Source organism: Pandoraea iniqua, from assembly GCF_902459685.1.
Lineage (GTDB): Bacteria > Pseudomonadota > Gammaproteobacteria > Burkholderiales > Burkholderiaceae > Pandoraea > Pandoraea iniqua.
The window spans coordinates 233,082-253,696 of record NZ_CABPSF010000005.1; the positions used below are offsets into that span (position 1 = coordinate 233,082).

Below are 20,615 nucleotides of genomic sequence, written 5' to 3' on the forward strand. Positions count from 1 at the left end.
CGCAGCGTAGCGGTGGCCCCTACAGTGGTGATCGACATCACTTCGGTAAAGGGACATCGTGCAATCCGCGTCATCGCAGACGGCGACTAATGCCGTGGCAGCCGGGGCAACACCGCCCGGCCGCCTGACCCTCCGGTTACTGGCCGGGCTCGGGCGGATCGATCTGAGCTCGCCACGCGCCACCTACGTTTTACGGTCCATCCTCGCTGCGTGGCTGGCGCTCGTCGTCGCCTATGCGCTGGAACTGGAGATGCCGTATTCGGCGGCATCGACGGTCTTGCTGGTCATCAACCCCATTCAGGGCGCCGTCATCGGCAAAGGGACGTGGCGTGTGCTCGGCACCCTCGGCGGCATGGCCGTGTCGGTGCTGCTCATGAGCGCATTCGGGCAGATGCCATGGCTGTTTCTGCTGGGCTTCGGCCTGTGGCTCGGGCTTTGTGTGGCGGGCATGACGCTGCTGCGGCACTTCCGGGCGTCGGGTGTGGTGGTCGCAGGCTACACCGTCGGGCTGGCGACGTTCGGCGCGCTGCAACATCCGCAACTGACTTTCGAACATGTGATCGGCCGGGGCTCGACCGTCATGATCGGCGTCGTGTGTCTGGGGCTGGTGTCGGCGTTGTTCAGCCGGCGCAGTGTGCGCAGCAAGCTGGAAGGCTTGTTGGGACGATTGTCGGCAAATGTCGCCGAAGCGTTGGCCAGCCAGCACGCCGCTGCCGTTAGCGGTGCCGACGGGACCCGCGCGGCCACGCCAACGATCGCCCCGGCCCGGCGGCAACTGATGGCCGAGATTTACGGTATCGATGACTTGCTCGCGCTGGGCAAGGCCGAATCGTCCGATCTGGCCCATCGCGCGGACGCCGTGCGGCACGCGATGGCGTCGCTCTTCGCGGCGCTGGCGGGTGGGGTGTTGCCGACCGGGGGCGAGCGTGATGCGTCACAGCAATGGCGCGACATGCCGTCCATGCTCGCCACCGCGTGGCGCGAGGCCGGACAGGCCGTAGCAACGGGGGCAACGGGCTTACCGCGCGCCGTGGATATTCTGCGCACTGCGCGGGCGCGTCTGTCGGCAACGCTCGAAGCACCGTCGGGCATCACCCCATCGACATCCCCAGCGCTTCACATCGCGGTCGACCGGCTGATCGAACAGATCGACGACTATCTCGCCGCGTTGGAGGGCCTCGCGTCGCTGCGCCGAACACGTCCGCGGACGGCATCCCGACATGTGCCACCTGTACCGCCCGTGCATTTTCATCGTGACGTTCGCGCCGCTTGGCAGAACGGCTTGCGCGCCATGCTGACGCTGGTCTGCACGGGGGCATTCTGGATCGTCACGGGCTGGCCGCACGGCGACATGATGCTGCTGATCGTTGCGCCGTATTGCGCGTTGCTCGCGACGGCACCCAACCCGGCGGCCGGGGCGTTGCAGTTCGTCAAGGGCACGGTGATCGCAGTGCCGGCGGCGTTTGTCTGCGCGTTCGTCGTGCTGCCGCACATCGAAGGCCTGCCCCTGTTGCTTGTCGTGCTGGCCTTGTTCTGGCTGCCCGGCATTTACGCGACGACGATGCCGCAGCACGGCCTTGCCGCGCTGGCGTACCTCGTTGGCTTCAACACGTTGACGGGCGCCGATAACCCGATGCACTACGACGTCGCCCTGTTCCTGAACTGGTCGATCGCATGGGTGCTAGGCACGCTCTTCGCGTGGATGGGCTTCCGGTTGTTTTTGCCGAGGCAGTTGCCGCGCGACATCGCCCGCCTGCGCGCACGCATTCGCGATGAGGCCGTGAAGTTGTTGCGCGTGGGAAGTCTTGCGGCCACCTCGCACAACTCACACGTCTGGCAACGCCGGCAACAGCATCGAATCGCGCAGTTGGGGGCGTTGCTCAAGACGCAGCCGGACGCCATGGATCGGGCGATTGCGGATGCGCTGGCCAGCCTGCATCTCGGGCGCGAAATTCATCGCCTGCGCGCGTGGTTGCAACGCAAGGGGGGCGATGCCTTGTGCCGCCAGATCATCGCGACAGCCCTCGCTCGCATGGCACGCCGTGCGGACGATCCGTCACGGTCTGCACGTCACGCACGGGATGCCGCACGGCGTCTTTCCGTGGCGCATGTAGAGGCGGCAAGTGTTACCGGCGTGCAAGCCGCGCTGACCGATATCGCCGACTTGCTCGACGCTCACGCCAGCTATTTCTCAACGTTGCCTCCGGTGCGTACCCATGCTCAGTGAAGTTGCCGTGGCGGGCATCTATTTGCCGCCGTTCTTTGTTTATGCCTGCGTTGCCGTGCCGCTTTTCCTCGGGGTGCGCTTCGTTCTCGCACGCACCGGCGTGTTGCGGCGCGTCTGGCATCCGGCGCTCTTCGAGTTCGCCATTTCCCTCTGTCTGGTTTCTGTCTTGATGCTTTATGTCTAATCGTGCGTTGTGGTTCCGTCCGGTCGCGAAAGCGGCGGGCACTTTGGCCGCGCTTTGTCTGGCGGTGGTTCTTGTGGTTGCGCTGTGGCAGGCGTACGTTCTCGCGCCATGGACGCGCGACGGGCGCGTCAGTGCCGAAGTCGTGCGCATTGCACCGGAAATCTCCGGCACCGTGCAAGACGTGGCCGTCGTCGACAATCAGTTCGTGCGGCGCGGCGACCTGCTATACCGCGTCGATCCCGAGCGTTTTCGGCTCGCCGTCTCGCAGGCCGAGGCGCAGTTGAGCGCCGCGAGCGCCGTCTTGCAGCAGAAGCAACAAGACGCGCGACGGCGTCGCGGGATGGACGATCTGGTGCCCGGCGAAGAGATTCAGCGCGCGGGTCAGGCGGTGGCGATTGCCATGGCGGACCAACGCCGGGCACAGGTCGCACTCGACGTCGCGCGACTCGATCTCGCGCGCACCGAGTTGCGCGCGCCGGTCGACGGTTACGTCACGCACCTACGGCTTCGGCCGGGCGATTACGCCGTCGCCGGACACGCCAGCATCGCGCTGCTCGACGCCCACAGTTTCTGGATCACGGGTTATTTCGAGGAAACGAAACTGCGGGGCATTCACCCGGGCGCGCCGGCACGCATCCGGCTGATGGGCTTCGATGACCTGATCGACGGCCACGTGGCGAGCATCGGACGCGGCATCACCGATGCCAACGAGCATCCGGATTCGCAGGGCCTGCCGAGCGTTGAGCCCACGTTCAGTTGGGTGCGTCTGGCGCAGCGTATCCCCGTGCGCGTCGCCATCGACCGCGTGCCGCCGGGGATCGTACTGGCCGCCGGCATGACGTGCAGCGTCGATGTTGGCCCGTCAGGGCAGGGCGCCGCACCGAAAGGCGCGCTGGCCAGTCTGCTGATGCGGTGGATGTCATGATCGCTGTTTCGATGTCGAACGGCTCCCGGCGACGCCTGCCGCTGCGCGCAATAGTCCTCGCCACATCACTTGCCCTGCTGGCGACAGGTTGCACGACACTCGGTCCCGACTACCGCAGCCCTCATATCGATGTGCCGTCGCAATGGCATGAAGCGCAACAGGGGCACGATGGGCGCGGCGAATTCAGTGCTGCCCAGCAGGAGCCACTGCGCACGTGGTGGCGATCGTTCAACGATCCGGTACTCGACCAACTGGTCGATGCCGCACTGGCGGGCAATCAGGATCTCGCCATTGCCCGAACGCGGCTGACGCAAGCAAGAGCCGAGCGTATTCAGATTGCCGCCGGGCTCGGGCCGACAGTCTCGGTCGGCGGTGTCGGGCAAGCGTTGCGCTCCAGTGAACGCCTCGACTGGCCGCCCGGCATTGGTGGATCGCGGACATGGCGCGCCGGCTTCGACGCCAGTTGGGAACTCGATATCTTCGGCGGCACGCGCCGCGCTGTGGAAGCCGCCGACGCGCAAATCGATGCCGTGACCGACGACGCGCACGCGGTACAGGTGAGCTTGCTTGCCGAACTCGCCGCCGACTACGCCATGTTGCGCACGGCGCAGGCTCGGCTCGCCATTGCACAGGAAAACATCCGCAACCTGACGCAAGGCGAACAGCTTGCCGAACGAGCGCTGGCGCACGGCCTCGGCACGTCGGCCGACGTGGCGCAGGCGCGCGCTGAGCGCGAGACGGCGCAGGCGTTGCCGCCGCAACTGGACGCCGAAGTCGCGCGACTCAGCCATGCCATCGGTGTATTGACGGGTGGCTTCTCGGGCGACTGGCGTGACCTGCTGGCACAGCCGTCGCCACGGTTACCCGTCGCGCCCTCCTTGCCGTTGTCGATGCCTTCGGAGGTGATGCGCCAGCGTCCCGACGTGCGTGCCGCCGAGCGCCGGTTGGCGGCCGCGACGGCGCAGATCGGTGTCGCGGAGGCCGCGCGCTTTCCTCACTTCAGCATTCCCCTGAGTCTCGGCACGACGGCCAGTCTGTTGAGTGACCTGTTCTCGGGCGCGAGTCTCGCGTGGTCCGCGGCGTTGCAGACGAGCCAGACGCTCTACGACGGCGGGCGGGCCCGTGCCGGTGTCACGGCAGCACAGGCGCAGGCGGACGCGGCACGACTCGCCTATGAGCGCGACGTGCGGCTGGCGCTACGCGACGTCGAAGATGCGCTTACGGGGCTGAACAGCGAACGCGCGCGGCAGCTTTCGCTGGCGGCGGCGGTGGGCGACAGCCAGCAGGCGCTCGACCGGGCGACGCGGTTATACCGCCGTGGACTGAGCGGTTATTTGCCCGTGCTGACTGCGCAACGTGCGGCCAACCACGCCCGCGATGCGCTCGCTTTGAGTCAGGGCGGCGAGGTGCGCAGCGCGATTGCGCTCTACAAGTCGCTCGGCGCGGGTTGGGAGGAGGCGGTGAATTGATCCGCCACCGCATGCCGTATTGCACTCGTTTCATTCAACACGCAACAGGAGTTATTGACCATGCCACTCGATCCACAGATGTTTTCGATCCATGACATTCGCGAGTTGCCGTTTGTCCTCTTCAATCAGCACGCCGCCGAACCCGGCTATGCCGGCCAATGGGAGGCGGAAATGGCCGCGCTCGTGAACAACGGCGAACCGTTCGTGGTGGTCTACGATCAGTTGAAGGGCGACGAATCCCATGAAGACCGCAAGCAGCGCGCCGTCTGGCTCAAGCACAACAAGGCGGCGCTGGCCGAAGTGTGCAAGGCGCTCGTGAGCATCGAGCCCGACGACACCCAGCGCGCTATGGTCAAGGCGATGGGCGAGACGGCGGTCAAGGCGTTCGGCATTGCCCATGAAGCCGTCGCGACGCGAGAGGAGGCCCACGCGCTGGTTCGGCGCCTGACATAATGCAGGCTTGCGCATGGCGGACGACCGGTTGCGGGCAGGAGGTGGGTGGTGTCAGAAGAGGTGCATTACAGTCATTCGAGCGACATTCCGGGCCTGACGCTGGGCACGGCGCGTTTCGCCGAGTTCCGCTTTGCGCCTCACTACCATCTCGACTGTCATATCGCGCTGATCGCCAGCGGCGTGCAACGGCAAACCATGCGGGGTGAATCGCTGGTGCTGACCCGAGGCACGATCCAGCTCATGCCGCCGGGCGAAGTTCATGACGGCACGGCAGGGGCCGAAGCCTCGTACACGCTCCAGACGTTTCGGCTCTCGCCGGCCTTGCTCGACGGTCTCGGTGAAGAAATCACGGGCAAGCACTATTTCCCGTCGCAGGCCGCCGTCGTGCTTCAGGACGCGAGCCTTGCCGAGCAACTGCTGGGCATCCATGCGGCCTTGCGCCAGCCTGGCGGCGACGTCATGCGCAGCGAAACCCAAGTGCTTTCCGTGCTTGAGTCGCTGTTTGCCCGCATGCGGCGGCCGGCACCGTTGGCGGTCGCGGGGGCGCTGTCGTCGCAGCAATTGCAGCGCGTGCGCGATTATGTGGAGGCCCATGTCGCGCAGAAGATCGTGCTGGAGGACTTGTCGGGTCTGGTCGGCCTCGACCGGTTCCGGTTTCTCAAGTTGTTCAAGCACACCATCGGCATGACACCGCACGCGTGGCTGCTGCGAATGCGGCTCGAAAAGGCCGTGGCGCTGATGCATGCGAATCGCGAGATGCCCATGACGGAGGTCGCGCACGCCGTCGGATTCTTCGATCAAAGCCATTTCACGCGCGCATTTCGGCAGGCCTACGGGGTGACGCCCGCGCGGTTCTGATGGCCAAGAGACGCCTCGATCAATTTTTTACAAGGCGATTCCGGTAACTGCCGGTAGTCTTCTGTCCAGTGCCCGGCCGGACCCTCGTCCGGGCGTTCCACTTCCAAGGCAGAAGCCCGGTATGACGACTTTCAGCTTTCTCGACGATTACAGCGAGGGTGCACACCCCGACATCCTCAGCGCGCTCACGGCATCCAACCTCGAACAACAGCGCCCGTACGGCGACGACGACTACTGTGCCGACGCGACGGCGCGCATCAAGGCGCGTCTGGGCGATCGCTTCCAAGGCGCGATCCACTATGTGGCCAGTGGCACGCTTGCCAATATCGTGTCGATTGCCGCTTGCCTGCGGCCACACGAAGCCGTGATCGCCGCGACCTCCGGGCATATTGTGACGCGCGAGGCGGGAGCCATTGAGGCGACCGGCCACAAGTTGATCGTGGTGCCGCCCGTCGACGGAAAACTCACGCCGCAGAGCATCGAAACGGCGCTGGACAGCAACGCGCATTTTCCGCACATGGCGAAGCCCCGGCTCATCTATCTCTCGAATGCGACCGAGACGGGGACGGTCTACACGCTGGCCGAACTTCGCGCGATATCCACGCTGGCCCGGCAGCGCGGACTCTTGTTGTTCGTCGACGGCGCACGACTGGGCGCGGCGCTGGCCTCCGACCAGAACGACGCGACGCTGGCCGACATCGCGTCGCTGGCGGATATCTTCTGGATCGGCGGCACCAAGGCGGGCGCACTGATCGGCGAGGCCATCGTCGTTTGCCATCCCGAACTGGCGGTGGACTTCGCGTTCCACCTCAAGCAGCGCGGCGCGATGCTGGCCAAGGGACGTTTGCTGGGCATTCAGTTTCAGGCGCTGTTCGGCGACAAGGATTTGTTCTTCCAGAACGCGCGACACGCCAATGCGATGGCCGCGAGACTGGCGGCGGGCATCGTTGCCAACGGCCATGAACTGGCTTCGGAAACGGCCACGAATCTGGTGTTCGCGGTACTGCCCGATACCGTCATCGAAGCGATGAAGCGCGACTTTGACTTCTACGTCTGGGAGCGCACCGATGCCAGCCGTTCACTTGTCCGGCTGGTGACGTCGTGGGCGACCGATGTCCGGCAAGTCGATGCGTTCGTGGCGCGGCTTGCCGAATTGCGGGGTCAGGCGAGAGCCGCTGGCTGACGCATCGTTTTGCACTTCGCCGGTGCGGCGTTGGCGCTCGGTTGGGATTGCGAAAGACCGGCGATATCGACGGGACTATCATGGTCGCGCAGCGCCACTTGAATAGGAGATAGCGATGACACAACTCGTCACCATGCTTTGGTTCGATCAGGGTCAGGCCCGCGAGGCCGCAGAGTTCTATGCCGCAACGTTTCCCGATAGTCATGTCGACGCCAGACACGTGTCGCCCATCCCGGGCATCGGCGTGGGGCCGGAATTGACCGTCGACTTCACCGTGGTCGGCCGCCGATTTGTCGGGCTGAACGGTGGACCGAATTTCAAACCGAATGAAGCGGTGAGCTTCATGGTGGTCACCGGCGATCAGGCGGAGACCGACCGCTACTGGAACGCCGTGATCGGCAACGGCGGGGCGGCCATGGACTGCGGCTGGTGCAAGGACCGCTGGGGCTTCTCGTGGCAAATCACGCCGCAGCGCTTGCTCGATCTCGTCGGCGGCAGCGATCCCGTCGCAGGACGGCGCGCCATGGAAGCCATGATGCAGATGCAGAAGATCGATATCGCCGCGCTCGACCGCGCCGTCGCCGCCGCGGACTGACGTGACGGCAAGTACCGCCTGAAGTGCGACCGAAGTGAGACCGAAGTGAGACCGAAGTGAGACCGAAGCGCCCGAATCGTGGGGCGCTTCGGCGCTTCACCTGCCGAATGATGGCTTAGTGGTGGCGTCGCGGCGCAAAGCCGTGCCGCCGTGCGGCGAAGGCGACAAGCCACGCCGCCAGCACCAGTCCGAGCAACACCCACGGCATGGCCGCCGCCCCGAGGGTTTCGAGCACGGCACCCCCGAGCACGCCGCTGACGGCGAACGACAGATTGAACACGGTCACGAGCATCGACTGCGCCACGTGTTCGTGTTCTCCCGCGGCATCGCCCAGTGCGGTTTGCAGCAACGTGGGGGCACCGCTGAAGCTCAGGCCCCAGAACACGGCACCGACGCCGAGCACCGGCCACGATGCGCCCCATCCGCTGAACGCGACAATCACCAGCGCAAAGGTGCCCAGTGCCACCAGCACCAGCCGGCGCAGCCAGCGATCCACCCACAGGCCCACGCCCCACAGGCCGACGAGCGTGCAAATGCCGAACGTCGACAGCATGGCCGCCAGACGGTCTTCTTTGCCGAGCGATGCCAAAAACGGCGCGATGTAGGTGTAGAGCGTGTAGTGCGCAATGACCCACAGCATCACGACGGCCAACACCGGACGCACGCCCGGCAGGCGCAGCACGTCGCCGATGCGGGCTCGCTCGCCGACCGTTTCGGCGTGCACGTCGGGCACGATGAGCTGCACCCAGCCCACCAGAATCAGCGCGAACGCCGACAGGCCGCCGAACACCCAGCGCCAGCCGATCAGGTGCCCGAGCCACGTCGCCATCGGCACGCCGATAGCTAACGCCAGCGGCACGCCGAGCATGGCGATTGCTAAAGCCCGGCCCTGACGCGACGGCGGCACGAGACGGCGCGCGTAGGTGGCGATCTCGCTCCACGCCAGCCCGGTGGCCATCCCAACGACGAAGCGCGCGGCTAACGAGAGCACGAAGTGCGTCGACACAGCTGTAACCAGATTGCAGGCGAAAAAGCCGAGCAGCGCCGTGGTCAGCACCCGGCGGCGCGGCCAGCGCTGGAGCAACGTCGTGAGCGGCACCGCGCCGAGCCCGGCGCCCAGCGCGCAGAGCGTCGCCCACTGACCGGCCCACGCTTCGGACACGTGGAAGCCTTCGGCCAGTTGCGGCAATAAGCCGGCGGGTACGGTTTCGTTGGCGGCGGCAACGAACGTGGCAAGCATCAGCGCCACCATCGACGCCCACGGTGTGGCGTCGGCGGCATGGCCCGGGGTGATGGGGGTGACGGGGGCGTCGGTTGGACGGACAGAAGTGGCACGACCGCTACTGGTCGCGGGGGAAGGAGAGGACATGGTCATTCATCGGCATCGAAACGTCCCCGGAAGGGACAACATGACGAAGTCTGCCGATGCGAGTTACATTTGATAATTCGTCGAATCATTGAATGACTTTCAAATTTAGCTGGCAAATGGATCGAGTCGACCAAGTCAATCGAAAGCAGGGGATGCGGGCAAATGGCCACTGACAAGCTGGGCGATATGCGCCTGTTCACGACAGCGGCAACGCTCGGGAGTCTGTCGGCGGCCGGTCGCAAGCTGGGGCTCTCTCCGGCGGCGGCGAGCGCGCGGCTGATGAAGCTCGAAGCGTCGTTGCAGACGCGGCTGTTCGTGCGCACCACGCGCCAGTTGCGTCTCACGGACGAGGGGCGCGTGTATCTCGAACACTGTCTGGTGGCGTTGCAGGCCATCGACGACGGCGAGGCGGCGCTGCAAGCGGGCTGCGCCGCCATTCGCGGCAAGATTCGTCTTTCGGCATCGACGGACTTCGGGCTGCACACCCTCACGCCGTGGCTGGACGAGTTCACGGCACGCTATCCCGATGTGCGTTTGTCCATGACACTGACCGATTCGATCTCGCATCTCGTGCAGGACGACGTCGATCTGGCCATTCGTTTCAGCGAACCCGATGACGGTGCGCTGGTGGCCCGGCGTCTCGCGCCGATGTGCCGTGTGCTCTGCGCGTCGCCCGAGTATCTGGCTAAGCATGGCGAGCCGCAGACGCCCGAGGCGCTGGCCGCGCATCAGTTCATCGTGCTGGTGACGTCGTCGGGTCCGCTGAACGAGTTCCACTTCCGCAAACACGAGGCCACGTGGCAGTTCACGGTGCCGATGGCGCAGGCATGGGAGACGAACGACGGCACGCTGGCGAGGCGCTGGGCGCTGGATGGCCGCGGCATCGTGCGCAAGACGCTATGGGACGCGGCGGACGACGTACGGGCAGGGCGGTTGAAGATTCTGCTGACGGACTACATTGCGAAGGAACCGGGCGTGTACGCCGTGCGGCATCGCACGCGCTATATGGTGCCGAGGGTGCGCGCGCTGCTCGATTTTCTGATCGAACGCTTTGCGCAGGAGACCGCACGCTGGCCGAATGTCGACCGGTGCCAAGTTTGACTTCATGTCATCATACGGCATGGCAACGATCCCCCTTTTCCCGCTCGGCAACGCCCTGTTTCCCGCAGGGGTGCTGCATTTGCGCATCTTCGAGGTGCGCTATCTCGACATGATCAAGCGCTGCCTGAGCGAGGGGACCGAGTTCGGTGTCGTCGTGCTGCGGCAGGGCAGTGAAGTGCGCCTGCCCGACTCGCAGGAGGAGCCGGCGATGATCGGCACCCTGGCGCGCATCGACGACTGGCGCGCGCCGATGCCCGCGCTGCTCGAACTGGTCTGCCGGGGGACGACGAAATTTCGCCTTTCGTCCGTCGAGCTGGCCAAATACGGCCTGTGGATGGGCGAGGCCGAGATGCTGCCCGACGATGCGCCTACGGCCATTCCCGACACCCTGCAAGTGAGCGCCGATACGCTCGGCAAGCTGATTTCTGGCTTGCAGCGCGACCCGGCCCGTGCGGCCAAATTGCCGCTCGCGCCCCCTTACCGGCTGGACGAATGCGGCTGGGTGGCCGATCGCTGGGCGGAGTTGCTGCCGCTGCCGGCGCACGAAAAAGAAACGCTGCTCGGCATCGACGACCCAATCGCTCGTCTGGCCCGTATTCAGGCGTTTCTGACCGATCACGGCGTGTTGTCCTGACGCCATCGCGGCATTCTCTTGCGTCGCCGTCGCCGCTGATCGGCGATAATGCCGCCTGCAAAGTTCTCCTCTCACGTCGCCGCGTCGTCCCGTGAATCCCGCCGGGGCGATGTTCCGCGCGGCGCGACCGTAACGAAAAATCCATGACAGTCCAGATCAACCAAGAACTCAAGGCGTATATCGATCCGCTCACGGCAGACGAATACGCGGCGCTCGAACAGAGCCTGCTTGCCGAAGGGTGCCGCGATGCGCTCGTCCTGTGGGGCGACGTGCTGGTCGACGGCCACAACCGCTACGAAATCTGCTGCAAGCACGACATCGAATTCCGCACGACGCAAAACCCGTCGTTCCAGTCGATGGACGACGTGCGTCTGTGGATGATCGACAACCATCTGGGCCGCCGCAGCGTGTCGGACTACCAGCGCGGCGTGCTGGCCCTGCGCAAGAAGACGATCATCGAAGCCCGCACGGCCGTGCTGGCGACGGCGGACGAGGCCCCGGCCGCGCCTTTGGCGTCTGGCGAGGCAGCGCAGGACGGCGCCGCCGCTGCGACCGCTTCGGGGATTCCGGCACACACGATGGCGCTCACGCGGGCGGCGCTGGCACGCGCGGCCAAGCTGTCGAGCAACACGCTGGGCCAGATCGAGCAGATTCATAACGCGGCGGCACCGGAATTGGTCGATGCCGTGAAGCGCGGCGAAGTGTCGATCAATGCGGCGGCGGCGGTCTCGACGCTGCCCCAAGCGGCGCAGGTGGCTGCCGTGGTGGCGGGCAAGCAGGAGTTGCGCGAGTTGGCCCGTCAGGTGCGCGAAGCGCGCCCGGTCAAGCCGCGCAAGAAGAAGGGTGAAGACGAGAACGAGATGGAAGACGACGGCACGCCGCCGTGGGACACCAGCATCGATCCGTCGCAATATCCGGACGAGCTGACGCGTCTGGGGAACGAGCTCAAGGCCATGACCGCCGAGCGCGATGCCCTCAAGAAGAAGGTGGCCCATCTGACCATCGCCCTCGCAGAAGCGCGCGCAGGCAAGTAAGCCGAGACGGCGCATCACGCATCGATTCGAAAGCGTCGATGCGTGAGATATATCGATAAAAATATTATTTCGTATATTGGATCCAATAAATCGGAATTGGATCCAGAATCGCAAAAACCGTAGGAAATGTGCTCTAATCGCGCCATGCGCCCCCCCGGACCCCAAGCACTTCATCAGGCTATTCGCGACACGCTTCGAGACGAGATCTTGAGTGGCGTGCTCCCGGGTGGTTATCAATTGCGGCAAGAGGCTTTGGCCGAGCGGTTCCACGCGAGCCGGGTGCCGGTGCGAGAAGCGTTGCGCCAATTGGAAGCGGAGGGGTTGGTCACGCACCATCTGAACCGTGGCGCGACCGTGGCGAGCATGAATCTCGAGCAGTTGTGCGAGTTGCTCGACATTCGCGTGGCGCTCGAATGTCACGCCGCCAAGCTGGCCGTGCCGAACATGGCCGAGCGCGACTTTCAGGTGATGGAGCAGATTCTCACCGAGTACGCCGCGTCCGAAGTCGTGTCGGAGTGGGCCGAATTCAACCGGCGTTTCCATCTGGCGCTCTGCGCGCCGGCCAACAACCGGCGTTTGCGCATGCTCATCGAAGAGTACTGCCTCAACACCGAGCGGCACTCGCATCTCGCGATGTCGCAGGCCACCGGCAAAGAGAAGCCGCAGCAAGACCACTACGAAATCCTCGCCGCATGCCGCCGTCGCGACGTCGGTGCCGTCGTGTCGCTGCTCGAAGCGCACATCCTCGCCACACGCAACGAAATCAAGGCGATGGCGCGTGAGGATGGCGGCTTCCTCAATTACGCCGCCGTCTAAGTCTCTCGATTCCCGAACGCCACAGCCTGAGTTGCGCAGATTTGTGAATCTACGTCACGAATCTTGTGCAGCTGCGGGGACTTTTGGGGATCGTGCGATTGGGCCACACTGTCGTTCTCAGTCGTGCCATTCAACCGTTGTTGATTTTTTCGGCGCGACGTTTTGACAGGAGATGGCATTCATGACGCTTCCCGCATTCGGTCTGGGGACTTTCCGCCTCAAGGGCCAAACCGTATTCGACACCGTGACCAACGCCCTCGATCTGGGCTATCGCGCGATCGATACTGCGCAGATTTACGAGAACGAAGCCGACATCGGCCGTGCGCTGGCCGCTTCCGGCGTCAAGCGTGACGATCTGTACCTCACCACCAAGATCTGGGTCGACAACTTTTCCAGCGACAAGCTGATTCCGAGCCTCAAGGACAGCCTGTCGAAGCTTGGCACCGACCGGGTGGATCTGACGTTGATTCACTGGCCGTCGCCGGCCAACGCCGTGTCGATGGACGAGTATCTCGGCGCGTTGCTGGAAGCCCGCGCGCAGGGGCTGACCCGCGCGATCGGCGTGTCCAACTTCACCATCGCGTTGTTGCAGCAGGCGATTGCCATTGCCGGGCCGGATCAACTGGCGACCAACCAGATCGAACTGAGCCCGTATCTGCAAAACCGCAAGCTGGCCGAATTTGCCCGCTCGCAGGGCGTGCCGGTGACGTCGTACATGACGCTGGCCTATGGCAAGGTGCTCAACGACCCGGTGCTGGTGAAGATTGCGCAGGCGCATGGCGCGACGACCGCGCAGGTGGCGTTGGCGTGGGCGATGCAGCAGGGTTATGCGGTCATTCCGTCGTCGACCAAGCGTGAGAATCTGGCCAGCAATATGAAGGCCCGTGACCTGCGTCTGACCGACGGCGACATGCAGCAAATCGCGACGCTCGACCGCAACGAGCGTCAGGCCAACCCGGCTTCGCTGGCCCCGGCTTGGGACTAAGCAATACGGCGGCCAACGACCTGTAATACGGTCGCGCCGGCGGAAGTGAAAGCCATGATGTCAAGTGTCGCGCCAAGTGCTATCTTGAGTGACATCGTCCCCGGTGAGGTGCACGCATCATGGCTGCCAGTCCTGCTGATTCTGCTTCCGTGTCCCCAAAGCCTTCCTCGAAATTTGCCACGGTGATTCGCGTCACCAGTGGCAATTTCATGGAGATGTTCGACTTCTTCCTGTTCGGCTTTTACGCCACCTACATCTCCGCGACGTTTTTCCCGTCGGGCGACGAGTTTGCGTCGTTGATGCTCACCTTCATGACGTTTGGCGCGGGCTTCCTGATGCGGCCGTTGGGCGCCATCATCCTGGGCGCGTACGTCGACCGGATCGGGCGGCGGCGCGGGCTGATCGTCACCTTGTCCGTGATGGCCATGGGGACCATCCTCATCGCCTTCGTGCCGGGCTTCGCGACCATTGGCTACGCCGCACCGCTGCTCGTGCTGATCGGCCGGTTGTTGCAGGGCTTCTCGGCGGGTGTCGAACTGGGTGGGGTATCCGTGTATTTGTCCGAGATGGCGACGCCGGGGCACAAGGGCTTTTATGTGAGCTGGCAGTCGGCGAGTCAGCAGGTCGCGATCATCGTGGCGGCGTTGCTCGGGTACTTGCTCAACAAGTGGCTGACGCCGGGGCAGGTGGCCGACTGGGGCTGGCGCATTCCGTTCTTCATCGGTTGCATGATCGTGCCGGTGCTCTTCTACATCCGGCGGTCGTTGCAGGAAACCGAGGCATTTCTGGCGCGCAAGCACCGTCCGAGCACCCGCGAAATCTTCCGCTCCATGCTCGAAAACTGGGGCCTTGTGGTCGCCGGCACCATGCTCGTGGCCATGACCACCGTGTCGTTCTACCTCATCACCGTCTACACGCCGACCTTCGGCAAATCCGTGCTGAAGCTGTCGACCACTGATGCCTTGGTGGTGACCTTCTGTGTGGGCGTGTCCAACTTCATCTGGCTGCCGATCATGGGGTCGTTGTCCGACCGGATCGGGCGGCGGCCATTGCTGATCGTGTTCACCGTGCTGACCATACTCACCGCGTATCCGGCGATGGCGTGGCTGGTCGTGCAGCCGACCTTCAGCAAGATGCTCATGGTCGAGTTGTGGCTCTCGTTCCTGTACGCCAGCTACAACGGGGCCATGGTGGTCGCCCTGACCGAGATCATGCCCGTCGACGTGCGCACGGCCGGTTTCTCGTTGGCCTACAGTCTGGCGACGGCGTTGTTCGGCGGCTTCACGCCTGCGGTCGCGACCGGGCTGATCGGGCTGACCGGCAACAAGGCGGCGCCCGGCTGGTGGATGACCTTCGCGGCCGTGTGCGGTCTGATCGCCACCCTCGTGCTGTATCGAAAACGCGGCGCGGCCACGGCGGCGATGGCCTGACGGCCGGCCGTGCGAGGGGCTGTGCGAGAATATCGCATTGCCAAAGCGGCCCATTGCGCTGCGTGGTGTCTCGCCGAAGGGTGGGGCGTTGCGCGGCGGCTTTCCGTCAGCGTTACATGAATCGAGATTTACCCGCCCCCGACGACCATTCCGACGTTCCGCCGGGCGACACCGATCCGGCCCTCCACGGCACTCCCGAAGCGACCGCAGACGCGACCTATATGGGGCTCGCGCTCGAACAGGCGCGCGCCGCCATGTTGCAGGGCGAGGTCCCCGTGGGGGCCGTGGTCGTGTGCGATGGGCAGGTCGTTGCCGTCGGGCACAACTGCCCGGTGGGTGGCCATGACCCGTCGGCCCACGCCGAGATGCAGGCCTTGCGCGCAGCGGCCCAGACACTGGGCAACTACCGGCTGCCCGACTGCGAGTTGTACGTGACACTGGAACCGTGCGTGATGTGTGCGGGCGCGATCATGCATGCGCGCATCAAGCGTGTCGTGTATGGAGCAGCAGACCCCAAGACGGGCGCTTGCGGCAGCGTCGTCGATCTGTTTGCGGAACCGCGGCTCAATCACCATGCCGAAGTCGTCGGCGGGGTTCGTCGCGACGAGTGCGTCGGCATACTGCAACGGTTCTTCAGCGAACGGCGTGCCGCTGCGCGGGCACGACGGCTCGCCGCTGCGGCCGAGGCCACCGGCAAAGCTTCCGATACCCCCTGAAACACTCCCCCAACGCCTACCCGGGACAACCCAATTGACCCAGACGAAGCTGCTTGAACTGATTGCGCCTTCCGGTTATCCGGCCAGTCTTGAAGTCGCCGCGCGCGGCATCGAGACGCTCGAGCGGCTTGGCTATGCCGTGGACAACCGCGAGGCACTTGAGCGCCAGTACCTGCGTTTTGCGGGCACCAATGCCGAGCGCATTGCCGAGATCAACCGTCTTGCCGGGCGCGACCATCCGGTGCCCGACGTCATTCTGGCCGTGCGCGGCGGATACGGCGCCGTGCATCTGCTCGACCAGCTCGATTACGAAGGGCTGCATCGACGCCTGTCCGGCACGCCGGCCGCCATCGTCGGCCATAGCGACTTCACCGCGCTGCAACTCGCCTTGTTAGCGCGCTCGCACCTGACGACATTCTCCGGACCGATGCTGACCGCCGACTTCGGGGCCGAGACCCTGAGCGACTTCACGCTTTCGCATTTCCAGTCGATTCTGAGCGGCCCCGAGCATGTTGCCGAGTGGACCGGTGACGGTGGTGGCAAAGACATCGACGTTGCGGGCACCTTGTGGGGCGGTAATCTGGCGATGGTGTGCAGCCTGATCGGGACGCCTTATTTGCCCCAGATCGACGGCGGCGTGTTGTTTGTCGAAGACGTGAACGAGCCGCCGTACCGGGTTGAGCGCATGTTGTATCAGCTGCACCAGACTGGCATTCTCGGGCGGCAGCGTGCGCTCGTGCTGGGCGACTTCTCCGAATACCGGTTGAGCGAGTACGACAACGGTTACGACATGGACACCATGATTGCCAGCATGCGCAAAGTCGTGGGTATTCCTATCGTTACGGGGCTGCCGTTCGGTCATTGCCCCGACAAGCTGACCTTGCCCGTGGGCGGTCAGGCGCGGTTGCAGACGTCGGGTGAGCGCGTCACGCTCACGCTTACGGGATATCCCTATAAGGCGGTCTGACGCCGTAAATCACCGCCGCCGCATCGTTTGAACAACCACGCCGGGCCGAATTTCGCGCCCGGCGTTGTTTTTTCGTTTCGTGCAGATCCGTGGCGCTTTGGGGGATTTGCAGGGGAAATCACTGTCAGTTCGCGGGAGAACGGGCAGGGCCGTCAGGGCCGCCAGTGCGCCGGATGGGGCGGCCAGAGCACCGCAGAGCGGGTGCGGTGAAGGGCGACTATATGTCACGGCACAGCTTGAATATCTGTGTACGGCTATGTTTTGCCGGAGTGGATTTGGCTACACTGCTTCGATCGTTTCGCCGTCACAAGGATGCCAAGACATCATGGCCAGCAGCCCAGCCAGCAACACTGCAAGTTCCAAGGATTATCCCCGCGACCTGATCGGCTATGGCCGCCACGTGCCGTTTGCCGATTGGCCGGGCCGTGCGCGCGTTGCCGTCCAGTTCGTTCTGAACTACGAAGAAGGTGGCGAGAACTGCGTGCTGCACGGTGATCGTGCGTCCGAGCAGTTCCTCTCCGAGATCATTGGCGCGGCAGCGTATGAAGCCCGTCACATGAGCATGGAGTCCATTTACGAATACGGTTCGCGTGCCGGCGTGTGGCGGATTCTGCGTGAATTCGAGCGCCGTGGATTGCCGCTGACCGTCTTCGGCGTGGCCATGGCCATGCAGCGTCATCCGGAAGTGACCGCCGCGTTTCAGGAGCTGGGGCATGAGATTGCGTGTCACGGCTGGCGCTGGATTCACTATCAGAACATGGACGAGGCGACCGAGCGCGAGCACATGCGCATCGCCATCGACATCTTCAAGGAAATGACCGGCAGCGCGCCGCTGGGCTGGTACACCGGGCGCGACAGTCCCAACACGCGCCGTCTCGTGGTCGAGCAGGGCGGCTTCGTCTACGACTCCGACAACTACGGCGACGACCTGCCGTTCTGGACGCAGGTGGAAACCAGCAGTGGCGACGTGAAGCCGCATCTGGTCGTGCCGTACACCCTCGACACCAACGACATGCGTTTTGCCGCGCCGCAGGGTTTCAACACCGCCGACCATTTCTTCCATTACCTGCGCGACGCGTTCGACGTCTTGTACGCCGAGGGTGACGAAGCGCCGAAGATGTTGTCCATCGGCATGCACTGCCGGTTGTTGGGTCGTCCGGGGCGTTTTGCGGCGTTGCAGCGATTCCTCGATCACATCGAGAAGCATGACCGGGTGTGGGTGTGCCGTCGTATCGACGTGGCACGCCATTGGCAGGCGCGCCACCCGTTCGTGGCCGCTTGAGTTCATCACCTAATCTAGAAACCGACAGGCGTCATCGGGCTGCGCGAGGGAGCGCGGCGGGGCGCCACCCTTGTTCTCCAGGAGAGCAGTACATGAACGCCCCGTTGCCTATGACCCAACGAACCGTTGCCGCGTTGTCGGCGCTGCCGCGCGCAGAATTCATCGCCGCCCTTGACGGCATTTTCGAGCATTCCCCGTGGGTGGCCGAAGCCGCTTGGGAAGATCGTCCGTTCGCCACCGTTGCCGCCTTGCACGATGCCATGTGTCAGGCCGTTATCGATGCGGGTGAAGGCCCGCAACTCGACCTCATCCGTGCCCACCCGGAATTGGCGGGGAAGGCGGCCGTCCGTGGCGAATTGACGGCCGAATCCACGCGTGAGCAGGCCGGTGCCGGCCTCGATCAATGCAGCGCCGAAGAGTTTGCGCAGCTGACCCAGTTGAACGACGCCTACAAGGCCAAATTCGGTTTCCCGTACATCCTCGCCGTGCGTGGACATACGCGCAGCAGCATCATCGAGAACTTCGCGACGCGACTGGAAAACAGCCGTGCCGACGAGATCGAAGAGTGCCTGCGTCAGATCTTCCGCATTGCCGGTTTCCGCTTGCAGGATCTGGTGAGCGACTGAGCCGCCAGCCCGCAGGTTTAAGCACTATTCGCATTACCGTTTCAGACACTAAAGCGCATTAAGGAGTTGGCATGGCCCTCGCCCCGCAAGACCCGAACGCACCGGAATTTGTGCGCCGTTACGTCAATCTGGCTGATCCGCGTCTGGGAGCACAGGCGTTGGTGGCCAGCGACGAGTTCTTCGCGGCCAAAGAGCGCATGCTCAACCCCGACCCTGCCGTGTTCATCCCCGGCAAGTACGACGACAACGGCAAGTGGATGGACGGTTGGGAGACGCGTCGCAAGCGCGTCAACGGTTACGACTGGTGCATCGTCAAGCTGGCGCGTCCGGGCGTGTTGTTCGGCGTCGATCTCGACACCAGCCACTTCACCGGCAACTTCCCGCCGGCCGCGTCGTTGGAAGGCTGCTACAGCCCCGACGGTGCCCCGGCCGACAACGCCGAGTGGTTCGAACTGCTCGCCTCGACCACGCTGCAAGGCAACTCGCACCATTACCACGACATCACCAGCCAGCGCCCGGCCACGCACGTGCGTGTGAACCTGTATCCGGACGGTGGTCTCGCGCGCCTGCGCCTGTATGGCTTGCCGCAGAGCGACTGGAACAATCGCTCGCGTGACGAGTTGATCGACCTGATCGCGATGGAAAACGGCGGCTATGTCGTCGCGGCCAACAACCAGCACTTCGGCTTGGCCTCGAACCTGTTGATGCCCGGCCGTGGCGTCAACATGGGCGATGGCTGGGAGACGCGCCGTCGTCGCGAGCCGGGTAACGACTGGGCCATCATCGCGCTGGCGCAGCCGGGCGAGATCGGCAAGATCGAAGTCGATACCGCGCACTTCAAGGGCAACTTCCCGGACCGCTGTTCCATTCAGGGTGCGTACGTCACGGGCGGCACCGAGCAGTCGTTGATCACGCAGTCCATGTTCTGGCCGGTGTTGTTGCCCGAGCAGAAGTTGGCGATGGACAAGCAGTTCTTCTTTGAAGAGCAGATTCAGAAGCTGGGTGCGATCACGCACATTCGGTTCAACATCATCCCGGACGGGGGCGTGTCGCGCCTGCGCCTGTGGGGCCGGTTGGGCGAGAAGCAGTAAGCGAGCTTAACAACGAACAAAGCGACAAACAAAGCGGCTCACCGTCCGGCAGCAACCGGGCGGTGAGTCAGTGAAAAACAAGAAGGAGAGAGTGATATGGCGGGCCCGGCATTGAAGATAGAGCGATTGACGCGAGAGTCGTTTGCGGCGTTTGGCGACGTGATCGAGTTGGCGGGGGCGAAGCATTTCGCGATCAATGGCGGGACGACTGAGCGGTATCACGATTTGGCGACGGTGGATTTGGGGCCGGAGGGTGGCCGCACGTTGGTCAACGTGTTCCGTGGTCAGCCGCGGACGTTGCCGTACGAGGTGAAGATGTTGGAGCGTCATCCGTTGGGCAGTCAGGCGTTTATTCCGTTGAAGACCTTGCCGTATTTGGTGGTGGTCGCCCCGGCGGGCGAGTTGGACGTGAGCCAGATGCGGGCGTTCGTCTCGGATGGTTGGCAGGGCGTGAATTATGCGAGAGGTGTGTGGCATCACCCGTTGTTGGCGTTGCATGAGGTGAGTGACTTCATCGTGGTGGACCGGGGTGGTGAGGGTCACAACTGTGATGAGCAGGATTTACCGACGACGTACTGGCTAACGCAGGCCGAGTTGGACAAAGTGCAGGCCGAGCAGAAAGCTGCGTAACAGGCGGCCGGACAGGGAATCAAATAAGAACGCCAGACGA

The 20,615-nt window shown here is 64.2% G+C and carries 21 protein-coding genes; 20 read left to right on the forward strand and 1 reads right to left on the reverse strand.

Annotated elements, in window-relative coordinates; translation table 11 throughout:
* Window positions 1–58: 58 nt before the first annotated feature.
* From PIN31009_RS18710 to PIN31009_RS18745, 8 genes are all read left to right on the forward strand, one after another.
* Window positions 59–2,227 carry an FUSC family protein gene (locus tag PIN31009_RS18710; RefSeq protein WP_246185740.1) on the forward strand — a complete coding sequence of 723 codons (2,169 nt, stop codon included), beginning with the start codon at window positions 59–61 and terminating at the stop codon, window positions 2,225–2,227.
* Window positions 2,217–2,411 carry a DUF1656 domain-containing protein gene (locus tag PIN31009_RS18715; RefSeq protein WP_087689079.1) on the forward strand — a complete coding sequence of 65 codons (195 nt, stop codon included), beginning with the start codon at window positions 2,217–2,219 and terminating at the stop codon, window positions 2,409–2,411. Before PIN31009_RS18710 ends, PIN31009_RS18715 begins: the two co-directional genes overlap by 11 nt.
* The gene (locus PIN31009_RS18720) at window positions 2,404–3,336 is read left to right on the forward strand and encodes an HlyD family secretion protein (RefSeq protein ID WP_150791247.1); all 933 of its coding nucleotides are present in this window, start codon (window positions 2,404–2,406) and stop codon (window positions 3,334–3,336) included. Before PIN31009_RS18715 ends, PIN31009_RS18720 begins: the two co-directional genes overlap by 8 nt.
* Entirely contained in the window at window positions 3,333–4,805 is a 1,473-nt protein-coding gene (locus PIN31009_RS18725; RefSeq protein WP_246185741.1) for an efflux transporter outer membrane subunit, read from the forward strand. The genes PIN31009_RS18720 and PIN31009_RS18725 overlap by 4 nt, the downstream gene beginning before the upstream one ends.
* Before the next feature lie 60 nt (window positions 4,806–4,865).
* Entirely contained in the window at window positions 4,866–5,258 is a 393-nt protein-coding gene (locus PIN31009_RS18730) for a hypothetical protein (protein ID WP_150685635.1), read from the forward strand.
* A 48-nt stretch (window positions 5,259–5,306) separates the two neighbouring features.
* Window positions 5,307–6,116: an AraC family transcriptional regulator gene (locus tag PIN31009_RS18735; protein WP_150791248.1), complete on the forward strand. Its 810-nt coding sequence runs from the start codon at window positions 5,307–5,309 to the stop codon at window positions 6,114–6,116.
* Between the two features lie 121 nt (window positions 6,117–6,237).
* Window positions 6,238–7,299 (forward strand): threonine aldolase family protein, encoded by a 1,062-nt coding sequence (locus PIN31009_RS18740; protein WP_150791249.1) that lies wholly within the window; start codon window positions 6,238–6,240, stop codon window positions 7,297–7,299.
* A gap of 115 nt (window positions 7,300–7,414) precedes the next feature.
* On the forward strand, window positions 7,415–7,894 hold the full coding sequence (locus PIN31009_RS18745) for a VOC family protein (RefSeq protein WP_150685632.1): 480 nt from the start codon (window positions 7,415–7,417) through the stop codon (window positions 7,892–7,894).
* Between the two features lie 115 nt (window positions 7,895–8,009).
* Here PIN31009_RS18745 and PIN31009_RS18750 read toward each other — a convergent pair whose 3' ends face one another.
* Window positions 8,010–9,263: an MFS transporter gene (locus PIN31009_RS18750; protein WP_150791250.1), complete on the reverse strand. Its 1,254-nt coding sequence runs from the start codon at window positions 9,261–9,263 to the stop codon at window positions 8,010–8,012.
* A gap of 162 nt (window positions 9,264–9,425) precedes the next feature.
* On the opposite strand from PIN31009_RS18750, the gene PIN31009_RS18755 reads away from it, so the two are divergent.
* From PIN31009_RS18755 to PIN31009_RS18810, 12 genes are all read left to right on the forward strand, one after another.
* Entirely contained in the window at window positions 9,426–10,364 is a 939-nt protein-coding gene (locus tag PIN31009_RS18755) for a LysR family transcriptional regulator (protein ID WP_150791251.1), read from the forward strand.
* A 19-nt stretch (window positions 10,365–10,383) separates the two neighbouring features.
* The gene (locus PIN31009_RS18760; protein WP_150791252.1) at window positions 10,384–10,998 is read left to right on the forward strand and encodes an LON peptidase substrate-binding domain-containing protein; all 615 of its coding nucleotides are present in this window, start codon (window positions 10,384–10,386) and stop codon (window positions 10,996–10,998) included.
* Window positions 10,999–11,141: 143 nt separating this feature from the next.
* Window positions 11,142–12,032: a ParB N-terminal domain-containing protein gene (locus PIN31009_RS18765; RefSeq protein WP_150791253.1), complete on the forward strand. Its 891-nt coding sequence runs from the start codon at window positions 11,142–11,144 to the stop codon at window positions 12,030–12,032.
* A 144-nt stretch (window positions 12,033–12,176) separates the two neighbouring features.
* A complete protein-coding gene (locus tag PIN31009_RS18770; RefSeq protein WP_150685627.1) occupies window positions 12,177–12,848 on the forward strand; it encodes a GntR family transcriptional regulator in 672 nt (223 codons plus the stop codon).
* Window positions 12,849–13,029: 181 nt separating this feature from the next.
* Window positions 13,030–13,833 carry a 2,5-didehydrogluconate reductase DkgB gene (gene dkgB, locus PIN31009_RS18775; protein WP_150791254.1) on the forward strand — a complete coding sequence of 268 codons (804 nt, stop codon included), beginning with the start codon at window positions 13,030–13,032 and terminating at the stop codon, window positions 13,831–13,833.
* Window positions 13,834–13,952: 119 nt separating this feature from the next.
* A complete protein-coding gene (gene tcuC, locus PIN31009_RS18780; RefSeq protein WP_150791255.1) occupies window positions 13,953–15,263 on the forward strand; it encodes an MFS transporter in 1,311 nt (436 codons plus the stop codon).
* A gap of 116 nt (window positions 15,264–15,379) precedes the next feature.
* Window positions 15,380–15,979 carry a tRNA adenosine(34) deaminase TadA gene (gene tadA / locus PIN31009_RS18785; protein ID WP_150791256.1) on the forward strand — a complete coding sequence of 200 codons (600 nt, stop codon included), beginning with the start codon at window positions 15,380–15,382 and terminating at the stop codon, window positions 15,977–15,979.
* A 34-nt stretch (window positions 15,980–16,013) separates the two neighbouring features.
* Window positions 16,014–16,946, forward strand: a complete 933-nt coding sequence (gene ldcA / locus PIN31009_RS18790) for a muramoyltetrapeptide carboxypeptidase (RefSeq protein ID WP_150791257.1) — start codon at window positions 16,014–16,016, stop codon at window positions 16,944–16,946.
* A gap of 325 nt (window positions 16,947–17,271) precedes the next feature.
* Window positions 17,272–18,228 carry an allantoinase PuuE gene (puuE, locus tag PIN31009_RS18795; protein WP_150791258.1) on the forward strand — a complete coding sequence of 319 codons (957 nt, stop codon included), beginning with the start codon at window positions 17,272–17,274 and terminating at the stop codon, window positions 18,226–18,228.
* Window positions 18,229–18,320: 92 nt separating this feature from the next.
* On the forward strand, window positions 18,321–18,854 hold the full coding sequence (gene uraD / locus PIN31009_RS18800) for a 2-oxo-4-hydroxy-4-carboxy-5-ureidoimidazoline decarboxylase (RefSeq protein WP_237171927.1): 534 nt from the start codon (window positions 18,321–18,323) through the stop codon (window positions 18,852–18,854).
* A 71-nt stretch (window positions 18,855–18,925) separates the two neighbouring features.
* Window positions 18,926–19,945: an allantoicase gene (gene alc / locus PIN31009_RS18805; RefSeq protein WP_150790978.1), complete on the forward strand. Its 1,020-nt coding sequence runs from the start codon at window positions 18,926–18,928 to the stop codon at window positions 19,943–19,945.
* Between the two features lie 96 nt (window positions 19,946–20,041).
* Window positions 20,042–20,575: an ureidoglycolate lyase gene (locus PIN31009_RS18810; RefSeq protein WP_150684775.1), complete on the forward strand. Its 534-nt coding sequence runs from the start codon at window positions 20,042–20,044 to the stop codon at window positions 20,573–20,575.
* Window positions 20,576–20,615: the final 40 nt, after the last annotated feature.